We start from the raw sequence: 14,975 nt of genomic DNA on the forward strand, positions 1-14,975 counted from the left end.
TCACCTCAAATCACGAATATTTTAAACAAATCATAACGTATTATACGTCTTTATTCAAGCGTTTCTCGCTCTCCTAATAAACGTACGGCATATACTTGTTCGCAAAATCCCTTTAATCCGTTATAAATCCGATGCATTCGCGAATCATGGTGTACAAGGCCGAATACAGTTGGACCACTTCCACTCATTAATACAGCATCTGCTCCAAATCGCTTCATCTGTGCTTTAATACGAGCAACTTCAGGATGCATCTTAAATGTTACATCTTCTAAAACGTTGCCAACGGTATCACAAATTCCTTTGTAATCCCCAGCATTTATAACATCCACCATTTTATCTACATTTGGATGTGTAACTCGATTTAATTTTAAATTTCCATACACATCAGCAGTAGATACACCAATATGTGGCTTCGCCAAAATAACCCAACAAGAAGGCGGAGTCTTTATATGCTCAATTTGCTCTCCTCTTCCAGTGGCAATTGCTGTTCCACCGTATACACAGAACGATACATCTGATCCAATTTCTGATCCAAGCTTTGCTAATTCGTCAATTGTAAGCCCTAAATTCCATAATTTATTAAGGCCACGTAATGTCGCTGCTGCATCACTACTTCCACCTGCTAATCCAGCCGCAACTGGAATCGTTTTTTCAATAGTAATAGATACACCTTTTTTCACATTAAACTTCTCTTTTAATAATCTCGCTGCTTGATAAGCTAAATTTCGTTGGTCGTCTGGGACATACCGATTATGGGATAAAATTTCAATACGGTCTTCTGCTAATTCCGTTAGTTCTAAACGATCCGCTAAATCAATTGTTGTCATAATCATTTTCACTTCATGATATCCGTCTTGTCTTTTTCCCAGTACATCTAACGACAGATTAATCTTTGCTGGTGCTTTCACTAGTAGCTTCAATCTATTCACCCACTCTATGTACTCAATCTTTTATCGTTTATTTTACCATAAATTTATAGTAAGACGATGACACTTCCCTAATTATAACGAAAAGCATTAAGAATGAAACTATTTATGTAAAATGATGGCACCTTTTAGAGTACAAAAAGCCGAGGAATCACTCCTCGGCTACCGTAGCATAGAAAGTATCTTACAACTACTGGTTTTGTTTCATCAATTGCTGTTCTGCAATTTCTATAGCACGTTTCACCATGTTACCAGCATCTTTCGCACGAATTCCGCCCCATCCTTCTTTCTGAACAACATCATAAAAACCTAGCTCTTTTGCTAGCTCTTCTTTAAAATGATTTGACATGACACCTCTTCGTCTACTCAATGCAGAGTCCCTCCTTATTTTGCTACGGTATAGTTAGTATGCAAAATAATATAGCTTTTCATTTGTGGGAATATATGTAACGATACATGAATTATAAAATGACTTCATTATGTGGTTCATCATAAAATGTTAACTCCACTGTCTCTGTTAAAACATCTGCATAACTATAAGATACACGTTGCAGCGCATCTTCTTGCTGATCTAACTGTACAACAAACACAGAACGGTATGTTTCTGCAAGTACACCCGATTGCTCCACAGTTTTTCTTCTTCCACTATTAGCCTTTAACATAAGTCTCTGTCCAAGATGGTGATCTAATTCGCTTTTAATTTCATCTAAACGTTTTGACATATACCTTGCTACACCTCGCTGTAATTTAGATTGAACACTTAAAACACGATATATCTATCCCAATGATTAACTGCAATTCATAGACAATATCATTATAAAAGCATCATGCGTTCGAATAGATAGAAGAAATACTATATTGTAAAAGTATCATTATGTAGTCTTTACGCTCTTACCACTTTTTATCCAAATTCATTTCATTCCCTTTCACATAAAAAAGCAAGATACATATGTACCTTGCTTACTCTTCATAGTGTTGAAAAGGTAATCCAGTTCGTAAAATCCCCCTCGTTTCAATCCCACCTAGTCCCTTTTCACCAGTAATCGTATTACGTACAACATCCCATACATTGACTCTCTCCATAAATGAGGTAAAACTAATTTTACCAACCACATATACAGGATCTAGTGCATGAATATTAATCCTGGACGGGGAACTAGCGAAGTTAGCACCTGCTCGAATTAACGCCTCGAAATGCGATTGACACGCTCCCGCAAAAATAACGAGTTGATCCAATGATGGATATTTTTTTCGCACTTCTCTAACAGCCTGTACAAAATGTCTTGAGTGCCTATATGCTGCTAAATCTCCCTTTACCCCTTTTGACTTTGTATAAGCATCATGCCCTGTAATAACTAAAATATCTGGACGAAAATGATCGATTAAGTCTACTACCTTTTCGTGCATCTCCGTTTCCTTACAATGAATACCCTGTACAGGAACACCGATTTTATTATATAAGTCTAAGCACTTACGTAAATATAAAGGATCCCCATCTATATGCAATACACGCCCTGGCATTTGAAAATAATTCACTTCACTTGTGTACCCACCAGTTGAAGTGTGTTCATGCCTTTGTTTCATCAATACATAATCTTGTTGGAATAAACGGTACGTACGCTCCATTGTCTCTTTTTCACGCTTCACTCTTTTTTTATGTTCTCGTTGATCTATACTAATTAAATCTTCAAGCGGCGCATCTGCCACGAGTCTAATTTCCTCTCCAAACAATATAGCTATCTCGCCTTTTATTTCTATAATACGAAAAAGGATATCCCTATTATGAGAATATCGTTCCACTAATTCTCCAACATGTAAAGCCATTCTCCTACCTCCAAACTCGTTAGGCCATCTTACCTGTTTTTAAAGTATGAATGTAGGAGAGAAAAGGTGACAAAAGGGACAGTTCAAGTTGAACTGTCCCTTTTATATTCTTATGATAATTTATGAAGAACTAATGCATTACTTAATGTTGCAAACTCCTCAATAGATAACGTTTCGCCTCTTCGCTTTGGATCAATTCCTACTTCTGTTAAAATTTGATTCAACAGCTCTTTATCTTTCGGGAAACCATTTAAATTATTTGATAAGTTATTCATTAAAGTTTTACGACGTTGCGCGAAGCTTGCTCGTACTACTTCAAAGAAGAACGTCTCATCCGCCACCTCTACAACTGGTTTCGGACGCTTTAGAAGACGAATAATTGCAGAATCAACATTTGGTTGTGGCACAAACACTGTACGTGGCACAGTCATGACTGTTTCTACCTCTGTATAATACTGAATAGCGATTGATAAAGAACCATACTCTTTCGTTCCAGGTTTAGCTGCTAAACGATCCCCAACTTCTTTTTGCATCATAACAACAAATCCACGAACAGGTAATTTCTCTTCCAGCAATTTAAATAAAATTGGCGTTGTAATATAGTATGGTAAGTTAGCTACTACCATTACATCTTGCCCTTCTTCAAATTGCTCACTAAACACCTCATGTACATCTGCCTTTAGTACATCTTTATTGATAACTGTAACGTTGCCATATGGAGCTAATGTCTCATCTAAAATCGGTAATAACCTTTGATCAATTTCAAAAGCCACTACTTTTTTAGCACGCTTCGCTAATTGTTCTGTTAATGCACCGATACCTGGTCCAATTTCAATTGCACCACTTTCTGAACCAATTTCAGCGTGATCAACGATACGATTTAATACATTCGTATCAATTAAAAAATTTTGCCCTAAACTTTTTTTGAATGAAAATCCATACTTTTCAACAATGTCTTTCGTACGATTTGGTGTTGCGATATCCTTCATTTTCTTTCCTCCTGTATGACTTGCTTGTAAGCTTCTGCAAATGATTCTTTTGAAACTTGAAACATTTGTAAACGTTTATGTAACTGTTTTGCATTTGTATAACCAATCTTTAATAGCTTACCCATTCTTTCTCTGCGACTCTTTGCCATTTCTCCGCCCACTAAACCTGCATCGACTAGATCGCTCCAACTAATTTCACTTGTGTAAGCTTCCATTTCTTCATGTATATTCTCTAAAGCACGGCGAATTGATTCATTAGAAGCATGTTCAATTCCGACACCTTTTTTCCTCTTAGCAAGTGCTTCTTCCTTCGGTAAAAAAGCATGTTTACATCCAGGCACCTTATCAGAAATAATTTTTCGAATACGCTCTCCAGGATAATCCGGATCTGTGAAAATAATAACGCCTCGTTTTTGCAGCGCTAATTTAACTTGCTCAATAACATGATCACCGATTGCTGAACCGTTCGTTTCAATTGTATCCGCATCAACAGCACGCTTAATCGCAACTGTATCATCTTTACCTTCTACAACGATAATCTCTTTAATTTTCATGCTTGCCTCCACACTCGTTTCGTCTCTACTTAGTAAAACAAAAAAATGACGACTTTTCCATTATTATTTTCCCCATTCTTGCATTTTAAAAAATAGAATGGCAAAAACTTTGTTCTCTCTCCTTATTGTAACACTTCCTCATTCGCCTTCGTTTTCTCTACCACTTCTACTACTCCATTTCTCAAAAAATAAAAAGAATGGGCTCCCCCATTCTTTTTATTCAACACCAAATAAAGCTTTTGCATTCTTAGTTGTTACTTCCGCTACCTCTTCATAAGAAATTCCTTTTAAATTCGCAATTTCTTCTGCTACGAGTTTTACATAGCTCGGTTCATTTCGTTTTCCGCGAAATGGATGTGGTGTTAAATATGGACAATCTGTCTCAATTAACAATTTCTCTAGTGGAATCTCCACAGCAACTTCTTTTGGTTTCTTAGCGTTTTTAAATGTAACTGGCCCGCCCAACGAAATTAAAAAGTTCATATCAACGCATCGCTGCGCTACTTCCACACTACCGCTAAAGCAATGCATAATGCCTCCTACTTCAGCTGCATTCTCTGCCTCTAGAATATCAACAATATCTTGAGTTGCATCGCGGTTATGTATAATAATTGGTAATTTCACCTTTTTGGCTAATGCAATTTGTTTACGGAATACTTCCTTCTGTATTTCCTTCGGTGACTTATCCCAGTGATAATCTAAGCCCATTTCTCCAAGTGCAACGACTTTAGGATGGGAAGCAAGTTCTTCTAACCAAGCTAAATGTTCTTCTGTCATGTCGATTGCATCCACAGGATGCCATCCAACTGCAGCATAAATAAAATCATAGGCTTCCGCTAATTCAATCGCCTTTTTTATCGTTACTTCATCAAATCCGACAACAACTGTATATGTAACTCCCGCTTCTTTCATTCGTGCAATAACTTCTTGTAAATCTTCTTCAAATTGCTCTGCGTTCAAATGTGAATGTGTATCAAACAACATAATACATAACTCCTTTTATATTGAAATCAAGTTTATTCTACAAAAATAAGCTTTTTAATAACTTAACGATAACAATACTACAATTTTAATGCAAAAATAGAGAGTGTAAAAAGAAAAAAGACGCTTCACACATGTTACACGTGAAACATCTCTTTTCTTGTCTTAATTACTTGATTTTTGTACCATTAGGCAGATTTTGATCGATTGATGCTAATGACAATACGCCATTCTCTTCACCTGCTAAAATCATACCTTGTGATAATTCACCGCGTAATTTTACAGGCTTTAAGTTCGTTACACAAATAACCTTTTTACCTTTTAGTTCTTCCGGAGAATAGAATTTTGCAATCCCAGAAACAACTTGACGCTTTTCTGTACCTAAATCAAGCTGAATTTTTAATAACTTATCTGCTTTTTTCACAGGTTCAGCCGATATTACTTCTGCTACTCGTAATTCTACTTTGAAGAAATCATCAATTGTAATTTCTTCTGCTTTCGGTTCTTCTTCTTTTTTCTCCTCAACTTTAGGAGCAGAACCTTTCATTTGTTCTTTAATATACTCTACTTCTACTTCCATTTCTAAACGTGGGAAGATTGGTTGTCCTTTTTCTACTTTTGTTCCAGCTGGAATACAGCCAATTGCAGATAGACTTTCCCAAGATTTATGCGCTTCATCAGTAAGGCCAAGTTGAGCAAACATTTTGCTCGGTGCCACTGTTAGGAATGGCATAAGCATAATACCCGTTTGACGAAGTACTTCCGCTAAATGAGCCATTACAGAAGCCAATTTCTCACGATCACTCTCATCTTTCGCTAGTACCCATGGTTGTGTTTCATCAATATATTTATTCGTGCGGCTAACCAATTGCCAAATTGAGCTTAAAGCTACAGAGAACTCCATATTCTCCATTGCTTCTTCTACTTTTTTCAATGTATCTTTTGCAAACGTTACTAATGTTTCATCAAACTCCGTTACATTTGCTTTATATGCAGGAATCTCTCCGTTAAAGTACTTATCAATCATAGCTACTGTACGATTTAATAAGTTACCTAAGTCATTTGCTAAATCGAAGTTGATACGTTCAACAAATCCTTCTGGTGTGAACACCCCGTCAGATCCGAATGGAACTTCGCGAAGTAGGTAGTAACGTAATGCGTCTAATCCGTAACGATCAATTAATGTAACTGGATCTACTACGTTTCCTTTTGATTTACTCATTTTTCCGTCTTTCATTAAAATCCAACCATGAGCAAATACTTTTTTCGGAAGAGGTAAATCTAATGCCATTAAAATGATTGGCCAATAAATTGTATGGAAACGAACAATTTCTTTTCCAACTAAATGCACATCTGCTGGCCAGAATTTCTTATACTTCTCTTCATTTGCTGTTCCATAACCTAGTGCTGTAATGTAGTTAGATAATGCGTCAACCCATACGTAAATAACGTGTTTCGGGTTACCTGGAACACGAACTCCCCAGTCAAATGACGTACGAGAAACTGCTAAATCTTCTAATCCTGGTTTAATGAAGTTATTAATCATTTCATTTTTACGAGACTCTGGCTGAATGAAATGTGGGTTATCTTCATAGAACTTTAATAGTCTGTCGACATATTTACCCATTCTAAAGAAATATGATTCTTCACGAACAAGTTCTACATCGTGACCACTATCTGGACTTTTTCCTCCAACTACTTTATCGCCTTCCATAATTGGATCTACTAATTGATGCGCTGTATAGAATGTTTCATCTTGTACAGAATACCAACCTTCATATTCATCCAGATAAATATCACCTTGATCTACTAACTGCTTGAAGATTTTTTCGACAACATCTTTATGACGATCTTCAGTTGTACGAATAAAATCATCATAAGATATATCCATTTTTCCCCATAGTTCTTTAATTCCTGAAACAATGTTATCCACATACGCTTGTGGTGTAACATTTAATTCTTCTGCTTTCTTTTGGATCTTCTGCCCATGTTCATCAGTTCCTGTTAAATAATGAACATTGTATCCTTGCATACGCTTATAGCGCGCCATCGCATCTCCTGCTACTGTCGTATAAGCATGTCCAATGTGTAATTTTCCACTTGGATAATAAATTGGGGTAGTAATATAAAAGGACTTATTTTCCTCTGTCATTGTTTTGGACCTCCCGAATAACCTCATATGTATTTATAAACAGTATATCAAAAACTCATATATAAAGTGAAACTTTAATCAGTAAGGGGCTTGTTCATCTCCCGCTAATCATTTCCTTTCACCAAATGGACTTTTACTAACGGCCCGGCACTCACTTAACTTCTTTGTCCCAGCCTAATGTTGGGGTGGAAGTCTTACTATTCAAAAATAATGGGATAGAAACGAGTTAATACTCAATATCCTTATCATCTATTACTCATATTTCAAAAAAATATACACCTTTCACACATAATATATAAACTTTTCAGAAAATAAAGTGAAATATTTGTAGAAATTACTCCCATTCTATTATATATAAGAAGTAAGAAATCTATAAATCTTTTTAAAAAATATAGAATTAAAGAATTGACGGAAATGTAAATGATTGGTATCATATGTCCATAGGGTATTTTGTCGAAAAATGACGAATCAAAAAATAGACTCGAAACTTATAAACTATTTATTTAGGAGGAAAAGAATTATGAAATCTACTGGTATCGTTCGTAAAGTTGATGAATTAGGTCGTGTGGTAATTCCAATCGAATTACGCCGTACTTTAGGTATTGCAGAAAAGGATGCTCTTGAAATCTACGTTGATGACGAGAAAATCATCTTAAAAAAATATAAGCCAAACATGACTTGCCAAGTAACTGGTGAAGTATCTGATGGTAACCTATCTTTAGCTGAAGGTAAAATTATCTTAAGCAAAGAAGGCGCTGAGCAAATCTTAAACGAACTTCAAGATTATATCGAAACAGCAAAATAAGCTTCTCAATTATGAGAAGCTTATTTTTTATCAACATGATAGGTTTGATATACGTCGCGTTTCGACAAATCTCGATCTTTAGCGACTGTTTTTATCGCCTCTTTTGAATTCATACCTTTTTCATTTATATAATGTTCAATATGATCATATACCGAAATAGATTCCCACCATTGTTCTTCTGGGGCAGGTTCTTCCGTTGAACCAGCTACTAAAATACAAAACTCACCACGAACTTCATTTTGCTTTGTCCATTCAATCGCTTCCTCAACTGTCCCTCTAATAAATTCTTCAAATTTCTTCGTTAACTCTCGACATAATACAATTTCTCTGTTCCCCAATACTTCTTGCATTGAGATTAAAGTATCATCCAGACGGTGAGGTGCCTCATAAAACATCATTGTAGTTTGTACATATCGAAGTTTTTCTAATTCCAGTTTTCTTTCCTTTTTATTTCTTTGTAAAAACCCATAGAAATAAAATTGTTTTGTCTCAAGACCTGATGCAATTAATGCTGTAAGAGCCGCATTTGCCCCAGGAAGCGGAATTACGTGATATTGTTCAGCTACTGCCTCGACAACAATATCATAGCCTGGATCGGAAATACACGGCATACCAGCATCGCTTACGATGGCTACAGTCTTGCCTTCTTCTAACTTATCTAAAATTTTACGTCCACTTACTTCCTTATTATGCTCATGATAACTCATAACCGGTGTTTCGATTTCAAAATAATTACAAAGCTTCTTCGTTTGCCTTGTATCTTCCGCTGCAATAACATCTGCCTCTTTTAAAATGCGGATCGCACGAAATGTCATATCTTCTAAATTTCCAATTGGAGTCGGTACTAAATATAACATTCCTTTTTCAGTTTGCTGAAAGCTTTTTTGTTGCCACATATGGTTCTCCTTTTTGCATGTATTCTTCTTTTTGTTTTCTATTTAATTGCTTAAAATAATACTCTGCCTGCATAGCTGTACGCTTATCTTCATGAAATTCTACATACTTTAAAACAACAGGAAGTCTAGCACGCGTATACCTAGCCCCTTTTCCGCTATTATGCGTTTGAACCCGCTTCTCTATATGATTTGTATATCCAGCATAATAACTTCCATCAGAGCACTCTACTACATAAAAACAATGCTTATTCTTCTCCATATAAAATTGAACGAATCTCCTTTGTATATTCATTATTTTCTTCATATACAAAAAGAGGTGGCAATATTTTTAAATCTGCGTTTCCGTCCTTAATTCCTTCAATTAACAATGTATTCGCTTCTTTCCCTGCCTTAGGATAAACAAATCGTACACGCTTTGGTTCAATTTTATATTTACGCATTAATGTAACAATGTCTAGTAAACGACCTGGACGATGTACAAATGCTACTTTCCCACCCTGTTTTACTAGCTGACTGCTTGCAGATACAACATCCTCTAATGTACACATAATTTCATGACGAGCTATCGCCAAATGTTCATTCATATTTTTTTCAGAAGTTGCAGGTGTTTGGAAATAAGGCGGATTACATGTGACAACATCATATTGATGACGGCCCAGTTTCTCCGGCATATCTTTTAAATCCCCATGTATTAAGTGAATTCTTTCTTCTAATTTATTATATTGAACGCTTCTTATTCCCATATCATATAAACGTTCTTGAATTTCCACACCTGTAATATTCCCTTTTGTTCTTGTACTTAATAGCAGAGGTACAACTGCGTTACCTGTACACAGATCGAGTAAATTACCTTTTTGAATTGGCACCCAAGCAAAGTCTGCAAGTAAAACAGCATCTAAAGAAAAATTAAATACCGATGGACTTTGTATAATTTTCATTTCTTGCGCTAATAAGTAATCTAAACGTTCATCTTCATATAAATTCATATACTACTCCTTTTCTTACCCTTAACCTACCCTATTGGATCTTCTACTAATATAAAACACATTTCGTTCTATTCCCATGTATAAAAAATTACCTTTCCAATTATAATTGGAAAGGTAATTTCACTTTTTATTTAAAAATGACAGACAGAATAAACAATCTCCCTCTTTACGTACACTTCCATAATGTAGATTACAAATATGAAAACCCTCTTGATACAGTCTTGCTAAATTATCGTAGCCTTCACCAATATCTGTCTTTGGCTTCACTTCTTTACGTTTTTGAGTTTTTTGTTTTTCTTTAATCTGCACTTCTTCAAAACGTTGTCGCAAATTTTCATTTTCCATTTTTATATGTTGGTTTTCTTCCAATAACTCTGCAAGATGTTGTTTTAATTCTCCCAACTGTTTATATAAATGTCCAATTTGCTCTTCCATACTAGAAACCGATGCAAAAATATCCTTTTTCTCCACAAGCACCCACCTCATTAATCTGTGGTTTGACTCGAAACGACCCCTTTATTCACTAATTCATCTAACGTATATTCTACTATCCGTTCCTTGTCTACTAGTTCCACTTGAATTAATCTTTCTAAAATATTTAATCCGATAACACGGCCAGTACCATGCGGGGTTTGTATACGTTGATCTAAATCAGGAAGTTGTTCCTTTGCTGCCTCATATTCATCATTCTCATATTTTAAGCAACACATTAAGCGACCACATAAACCAGAGATTTTTGCAGGATTTAATGATAAATTTTGATCCTTAGCCATTTTAATGGATACAGGTTCAAAATCTCCTAAAAAAGTAGAACAACAAAGCATACGACCACATGGACCAATACCACCAAGCATCTTCGCTTCATCACGAACACCAATTTGTCTTAGTTCAATTCTTGTCCTAAAAATTGCCGCTAAGTCCTTCACTAGTTCGCGGAAATCAATCCGACCATCCGCAGTAAAGTAGAAAATAATCTTATTACGATCGAACGTATACTCTACATCTACCAGTTTCATATCAAGATTATGCTCTACTACCTTTTGTTGACAAACTTGATATGCTTCTTTCGCAGCATGTTTGTTCTCTTCAACAATGGTACGATCATTTTCATTTGCAATACGAATAACTTTTTTCAGCGGTAATACAACGTCGTTTTCATCAACTTGCTTTTTGGTAATAACTACTTTTCCGTATTCAATACCTCTTACCGTTTCTACAATTACGAACTCATTTTCAGAGATATCGAACTGATTCGGATCAAAGTAATATACCTTTCCGGCCTTCTTAAAGCGAACACCTACTACATCATACAAAACGGTCATCCCTCCTGCAACCGCAACACTAACTGTTCGAACACAAGCTGCGCATTTACATTAGCGTTGATTCTATTTTTTGCCTCTAATATATTAAAGAGAGCTGATACAATGCGCTTCTGAGCATAGGAGAAAGATTCAAATATCTCTTTCTGCTCATGAAAAACAAGACGATCTTCTTCTCCAAGTTGAACATATAATAAATCCTTATAAATAAGGAGTAACATATCTAAACCTTGCTGTAATTGTTCTTTCTCTCCAAAGTGTTTTCCCCATTTTTCTTGTACAAAAAAAATAGAGGCTTTATCTTTTTCGAGCGCTTCACATAATTTTATCACTAAAGCTCGTCCTTGTGCAAACCATTCATCATTACACAAAGCTAAAGCTTCTTCAAAACTATTCGTAAGTTGTGCAGCAAGGGTCGCTAAAGGTGCTGTAATACCTTCATCCTGTAATCTTTTAATTAAAGATTCAGTAGGTAATGGTCTAAATGTAACAACTTGACAGCGAGATAAAATCGTATTTAAAATTTGATGACTTTGTTCAGTAAGTAAAATAGCTGTTGTATCACTACTTGGTTCTTCTAAAAATTTTAAGAGTGTATTCGCTGCGTTTGCTGTCATACGATCTGCATGCTCAATAATGTATACTTTTTTATTTGCCTCTAATCCTGTTTTTGAAAACTCTTCTTGTAAATCGTGAATTTGCTGCTTTTTAATAGATAATCCGTCTGGTTTAACAATATGTAAGTTAGGGTGGTTACCTGAATCAATTCGCTTGCAATTTGTACATACGTGACAGGGCTCTACCCCATTCCTTTGGGAACAGAGAAAACTCTTTGCCATCTGAATTGCTGTCGCAAACTTCCCTGTTCCTTTCCCTCCCTCTAACAAATAAGCGTGGGATATACGCTCTTTTGCAATGCTATTCATCAACATTTTTACACCGATGGGCTGTATACCAGAAAGCTGCTCCCACGTCATCGTCATAATGCATACCTCACTTATTTCATTCTTTCCTTCTATTATAACAATTTCTCTTCTATAATCTGAACAACTTCTTCTATAAGTTGTTCCATTGGTTGATCAGCATTTACCACTACAATACGATCTGAGAAACGTTCTACAACTTGTAAATATCCTTCACGCACTCGTTTATGGAAAGAGATATCTTCCATGTCTAATCGATTCACTTCGCGTCCCGCATCTTTTTCAATTCTAGCTAAACCAACCTCGGGTTCAATGTCTAGGTAAATTGTTAAACTAGGCATGCAGTCTTCTGTTGCGAAACGATTGATTTCAAATACTTTATCCATACCTAATCCTCTTGCATAGCCTTGATAAGCTAAAGAGCTATCTATAAAACGATCACATAGCACAAGATAGTTTTCATTAAGCGCTGGCATAACCTTTTCCACTAAATGTTGTCTACGTGCAGCGGCATATAGAAGTGCCTCTGTACGTGCTTCCATCATCGTATATTCTTGTTTATGTAAAATCGTTCTAATATCCTCAGAAATTGCAATACCACCTGGTTCTCTCGTCGCCATTACCTTTTGTTCTTTTTGCTCAAAATATGGTAATAATCTTTTAATTAACGTTGTTTTACCCGAACCTTCTGGCCCCTCAATTGTTACAAATAATCCCTTCATCCTAAAACCTACTTTCTATATCATACACTTTCATATCTTTCGTGCTCCCTTGAAAACGAGCTCCCGTTTTCTCTAAATACATAATTTGCTCTTTATGTTCTGAAGTAATTCTTTCACCATACATAATCAATGGAATTCCAGGTGGATACGGAATTACCATTTCCGCCGCTATCATCCCAACCGCTTCTTCTATCGGTACTACTTTTGTTTTGTATCCTTCTAGTTGCTTATACGTATACGGTAAAGGAGTGAATTCTCTTTTATAAGTATAACGAATAGATTCGTTCTTGTCTTTCCTCTCATAATGTTCCAATGCTACTCGAATTGTCTCTATAGCCTGCATGTACTCCTTACTTACTTGCAGAGGTAAAATAAATAGGACATTATATGGATCTGCCATTTCTGTATATATTCCGACCTTTTCAAACAAAGACTGTAATTCATATCCTGATAGCTGACAACGAGTTTGTACAGTAACCTTTAAATCGTCTTGCAACGGATATTGTAAAACAGCTATTTGTGGAATAGAGTACAATCCTTTTTTAAATCCCCGTAAAAACCCAATAATTTCATCGTGACCTTTTTCTTTTATACTCGCTAGCGTAAAGCGCGCTATATCAAGAGAAGCCATAATTGGATATGACGGACTACTAGATTGTAGCATACTCAAATAAGTAGAAACTTTTTCTTTATCGACTAAATGACTATTTATATGTAAATAGGATCCCATTGTCATCGCAGGTAATGTTTTATGTGCAGAATGAACTACAATATCTGCACCATATTCTAATGCTGACTTTGGAAATGGGTCTCCTAAGCAAAAGTGTGCTCCGTGAGCCTCGTCCACTAAAACAAGGATTTTATGTGCATGTGCATAAGCAATACTTGCCTCTAAATCTATTCCCATACCATAATAATTAGGATGCGTTAAAATGAGAGCTTTAGCATTAGGATATTTTTCAATTGCTTCTATAATAACTTCATCATGAATTCCCACTGGCACGTTATACGCCTCATCAATCCATGGGTCTAGAAAAATAGGATTCGCACCCGCTAGTTTCAACCCATTAATGATTGATTTATGACAATTTCTTTGCACAAGGACAATGTCATGCTCACCGCAGCAAGACAAAATCATTGCTAAATTTCCCACTGTTGAACCATTAATTAAAAAATAACTTTTTTTTGCACCATATACATCAGTTAACAATTGTTGCGCTTCATTTATACATTCAAACGGACTATGTAAATCATCTAATCCTGTTAACTCTGTTACATCAATGGATAGTATATCTTTAAACTCTCCAATAGCTTCCTGTGGGAAGTTTAAACCATTCTTATGACCTGGAACATGAAGAGATAGCGGCTCTCTTTCTTTAAACTCTATTAAAGCCTCATATAAAGGCATACGATTTTGATTCATATATACCTCTTCCTTATTATTCATTCTTTATCTATTATACAGAACAAAAAAAATAATAGGCATACGCCTATTTAAAAATATGATACTTCTAATTTTCGAAGTTGTTTTAAATAATGTATATATTTCGGATCATTCGTCTCGGTATTCACCATATCCTTTTCACATTCATGACATATCAAATTATTATAAACATATATACCTTCTTTTCTTTTTGTCTCACACACGATGCAAATTTCACTTTGTAATTTCATATCCTTTCCTCCCCTATTTTAATACACATATTTTGTACTACTATTCCTTAACAATTTACAGAAAAATATACATCAATCTCTTATATAATATGATTTACTCTTGGGCAACGTGTTTGTATTACCTTGACTTCTTTCACATATTGTTTAACAACATAAAAAAACACGAGTCAAATGACTCGTGTTTTAAGTTGCTTGGCGACGTCCTACTCTCACAGGGACAAGGT

At 35.5% G+C, this 14,975-nt stretch carries 18 protein-coding genes; 1 reads left to right on the forward strand and 17 read right to left on the reverse strand.

The annotated features are described in order from the left end of the window. Window positions 1–50 precede the first annotated feature (50 nt). The 8 genes from ispE to metG form a co-directional block, all read right to left on the reverse strand. Complete coding sequence (gene ispE / locus BAQ48_RS08080; RefSeq protein WP_000772106.1) at window positions 51–920, reverse strand: 4-(cytidine 5'-diphospho)-2-C-methyl-D-erythritol kinase; 870 nt, start codon at window positions 918–920, stop codon at window positions 51–53. Window positions 921–1,116: 196 nt separating this feature from the next. Then, window positions 1,117–1,296: an acid-soluble spore protein SspF gene (gene sspF, locus BAQ48_RS08085; RefSeq protein WP_079999435.1), complete on the reverse strand. Its 180-nt coding sequence runs from the start codon at window positions 1,294–1,296 to the stop codon at window positions 1,117–1,119. A 91-nt stretch (window positions 1,297–1,387) separates the two neighbouring features. Then, window positions 1,388–1,648: a biofilm formation stimulator Veg gene (gene veg, locus BAQ48_RS08090; protein ID WP_000044345.1), complete on the reverse strand. Its 261-nt coding sequence runs from the start codon at window positions 1,646–1,648 to the stop codon at window positions 1,388–1,390. A gap of 238 nt (window positions 1,649–1,886) precedes the next feature. Next, window positions 1,887–2,750, reverse strand: coding sequence for a sporulation peptidase YabG (gene yabG, locus BAQ48_RS08095; RefSeq protein ID WP_001173739.1), 864 nt, complete (start codon window positions 2,748–2,750; stop codon window positions 1,887–1,889). A gap of 110 nt (window positions 2,751–2,860) precedes the next feature. Continuing rightward, window positions 2,861–3,739, reverse strand: a complete 879-nt coding sequence (gene rsmA / locus BAQ48_RS08100) for a 16S rRNA (adenine(1518)-N(6)/adenine(1519)-N(6))-dimethyltransferase RsmA (protein ID WP_000651550.1) — start codon at window positions 3,737–3,739, stop codon at window positions 2,861–2,863. Beyond that, window positions 3,736–4,293: a ribonuclease M5 gene (gene rnmV, locus BAQ48_RS08105; protein ID WP_000692830.1), complete on the reverse strand. Its 558-nt coding sequence runs from the start codon at window positions 4,291–4,293 to the stop codon at window positions 3,736–3,738. Before rnmV ends, rsmA begins: the two co-directional genes overlap by 4 nt. A 216-nt stretch (window positions 4,294–4,509) precedes the next feature. Beyond that, complete coding sequence (locus tag BAQ48_RS08110) at window positions 4,510–5,277, reverse strand: TatD family hydrolase (protein WP_071710671.1); 768 nt, start codon at window positions 5,275–5,277, stop codon at window positions 4,510–4,512. A gap of 166 nt (window positions 5,278–5,443) precedes the next feature. Next, window positions 5,444–7,453, reverse strand: coding sequence for a methionine--tRNA ligase (gene metG / locus BAQ48_RS08115; protein ID WP_071710672.1), 2,010 nt, complete (start codon window positions 7,451–7,453; stop codon window positions 5,444–5,446). A 493-nt stretch (window positions 7,454–7,946) separates the two neighbouring features. On the opposite strand from metG, the gene BAQ48_RS08120 reads away from it, so the two are divergent. Next, complete coding sequence (locus BAQ48_RS08120) at window positions 7,947–8,231, forward strand: AbrB/MazE/SpoVT family DNA-binding domain-containing protein (RefSeq protein ID WP_000843036.1); 285 nt, start codon at window positions 7,947–7,949, stop codon at window positions 8,229–8,231. A gap of 20 nt (window positions 8,232–8,251) precedes the next feature. Here the strand turns inward: BAQ48_RS08120 and rsmI are convergent, their stop codons facing one another. From rsmI to BAQ48_RS08165, 9 genes are all read right to left on the reverse strand, one after another. Further along, window positions 8,252–9,127 carry a 16S rRNA (cytidine(1402)-2'-O)-methyltransferase gene (gene rsmI / locus BAQ48_RS08125; protein ID WP_071710673.1) on the reverse strand — a complete coding sequence of 292 codons (876 nt, stop codon included), beginning with the start codon at window positions 9,125–9,127 and terminating at the stop codon, window positions 8,252–8,254. Then, a complete protein-coding gene (locus tag BAQ48_RS08130; RefSeq protein ID WP_000414348.1) occupies window positions 9,096–9,386 on the reverse strand; it encodes a GIY-YIG nuclease family protein in 291 nt (96 codons plus the stop codon). The genes rsmI and BAQ48_RS08130 overlap by 32 nt, the downstream gene beginning before the upstream one ends. Beyond that, a complete protein-coding gene (locus BAQ48_RS08135; RefSeq protein WP_071710674.1) occupies window positions 9,373–10,113 on the reverse strand; it encodes a tRNA1(Val) (adenine(37)-N6)-methyltransferase in 741 nt (246 codons plus the stop codon). The genes BAQ48_RS08130 and BAQ48_RS08135 overlap by 14 nt, the downstream gene beginning before the upstream one ends. Window positions 10,114–10,233: 120 nt before the next feature. Continuing rightward, complete coding sequence (gene yabA / locus BAQ48_RS08140; RefSeq protein WP_000412062.1) at window positions 10,234–10,584, reverse strand: DNA replication initiation control protein YabA; 351 nt, start codon at window positions 10,582–10,584, stop codon at window positions 10,234–10,236. Window positions 10,585–10,598: 14 nt separating this feature from the next. Beyond that, window positions 10,599–11,426, reverse strand: a complete 828-nt coding sequence (locus tag BAQ48_RS08145) for a PSP1 domain-containing protein (RefSeq protein WP_000272429.1) — start codon at window positions 11,424–11,426, stop codon at window positions 10,599–10,601. Window positions 11,427–11,431: 5 nt separating this feature from the next. Then, the gene (holB, locus tag BAQ48_RS08150) at window positions 11,432–12,415 is read right to left on the reverse strand and encodes a DNA polymerase III subunit delta' (RefSeq protein ID WP_071710675.1); all 984 of its coding nucleotides are present in this window, start codon (window positions 12,413–12,415) and stop codon (window positions 11,432–11,434) included. A 35-nt stretch (window positions 12,416–12,450) separates the two neighbouring features. Further along, complete coding sequence (gene tmk / locus BAQ48_RS08155; RefSeq protein ID WP_071710676.1) at window positions 12,451–13,077, reverse strand: dTMP kinase; 627 nt, start codon at window positions 13,075–13,077, stop codon at window positions 12,451–12,453. 1 nt (window position 13,078) lies between these two features. After that, window positions 13,079–14,500 (reverse strand): aminotransferase class I/II-fold pyridoxal phosphate-dependent enzyme, encoded by a 1,422-nt coding sequence (locus tag BAQ48_RS08160; RefSeq protein ID WP_071710677.1) that lies wholly within the window; start codon window positions 14,498–14,500, stop codon window positions 13,079–13,081. A 71-nt stretch (window positions 14,501–14,571) separates the two neighbouring features. Then, on the reverse strand, window positions 14,572–14,751 hold the full coding sequence (locus BAQ48_RS08165) for a sigma factor G inhibitor Gin (protein ID WP_071710678.1): 180 nt from the start codon (window positions 14,749–14,751) through the stop codon (window positions 14,572–14,574). Window positions 14,752–14,975: the final 224 nt, after the last annotated feature.

Source organism: Bacillus luti (assembly GCF_001884105.1).
Taxonomy (GTDB): domain Bacteria; phylum Bacillota; class Bacilli; order Bacillales; family Bacillaceae_G; genus Bacillus_A; species Bacillus_A luti.

Excerpts from the sequence above, each read along its gene's own strand:
- veg (WP_000044345.1), bottom strand. The coding sequence starts at position 1,648 with ATGTCAAAACGTTTAGATGAAATTAAAAGCGAATTAGATCACCATCTT.
- yabG (WP_001173739.1), bottom strand. The coding sequence starts at position 2,750 with ATGGCTTTACATGTTGGAGAATTAGTGGAACGATATTCTCATAATAGG.
- rsmA (WP_000651550.1), bottom strand. The coding sequence starts at position 3,739 with ATGAAGGATATCGCAACACCAAATCGTACGAAAGACATTGTTGAAAAG.
- rnmV (WP_000692830.1), bottom strand. The coding sequence starts at position 4,293 with ATGAAAATTAAAGAGATTATCGTTGTAGAAGGTAAAGATGATACAGTT.
- BAQ48_RS08110 (WP_071710671.1), bottom strand. The coding sequence starts at position 5,277 with ATGTTGTTTGATACACATTCACATTTGAACGCAGAGCAATTTGAAGAA.
- metG (WP_071710672.1), bottom strand. The coding sequence starts at position 7,453 with ATGAGGTTATTCGGGAGGTCCAAAACAATGACAGAGGAAAATAAGTCC.
- BAQ48_RS08120 (WP_000843036.1), top strand. The coding sequence starts at position 7,947 with ATGAAATCTACTGGTATCGTTCGTAAAGTTGATGAATTAGGTCGTGTG.
- rsmI (WP_071710673.1), bottom strand. The coding sequence starts at position 9,127 with ATGTGGCAACAAAAAAGCTTTCAGCAAACTGAAAAAGGAATGTTATAT.
- BAQ48_RS08130 (WP_000414348.1), bottom strand. The coding sequence starts at position 9,386 with ATGGAGAAGAATAAGCATTGTTTTTATGTAGTAGAGTGCTCTGATGGA.
- BAQ48_RS08135 (WP_071710674.1), bottom strand. The coding sequence starts at position 10,113 with ATGAATTTATATGAAGATGAACGTTTAGATTACTTATTAGCGCAAGAA.
- holB (WP_071710675.1), bottom strand. The coding sequence starts at position 12,415 with ATGACGATGACGTGGGAGCAGCTTTCTGGTATACAGCCCATCGGTGTA.
- tmk (WP_071710676.1), bottom strand. The coding sequence starts at position 13,077 with ATGAAGGGATTATTTGTAACAATTGAGGGGCCAGAAGGTTCGGGTAAA.
- BAQ48_RS08160 (WP_071710677.1), bottom strand. The coding sequence starts at position 14,500 with ATGAATCAAAATCGTATGCCTTTATATGAGGCTTTAATAGAGTTTAAA.
- BAQ48_RS08165 (WP_071710678.1), bottom strand. The coding sequence starts at position 14,751 with ATGAAATTACAAAGTGAAATTTGCATCGTGTGTGAGACAAAAAGAAAA.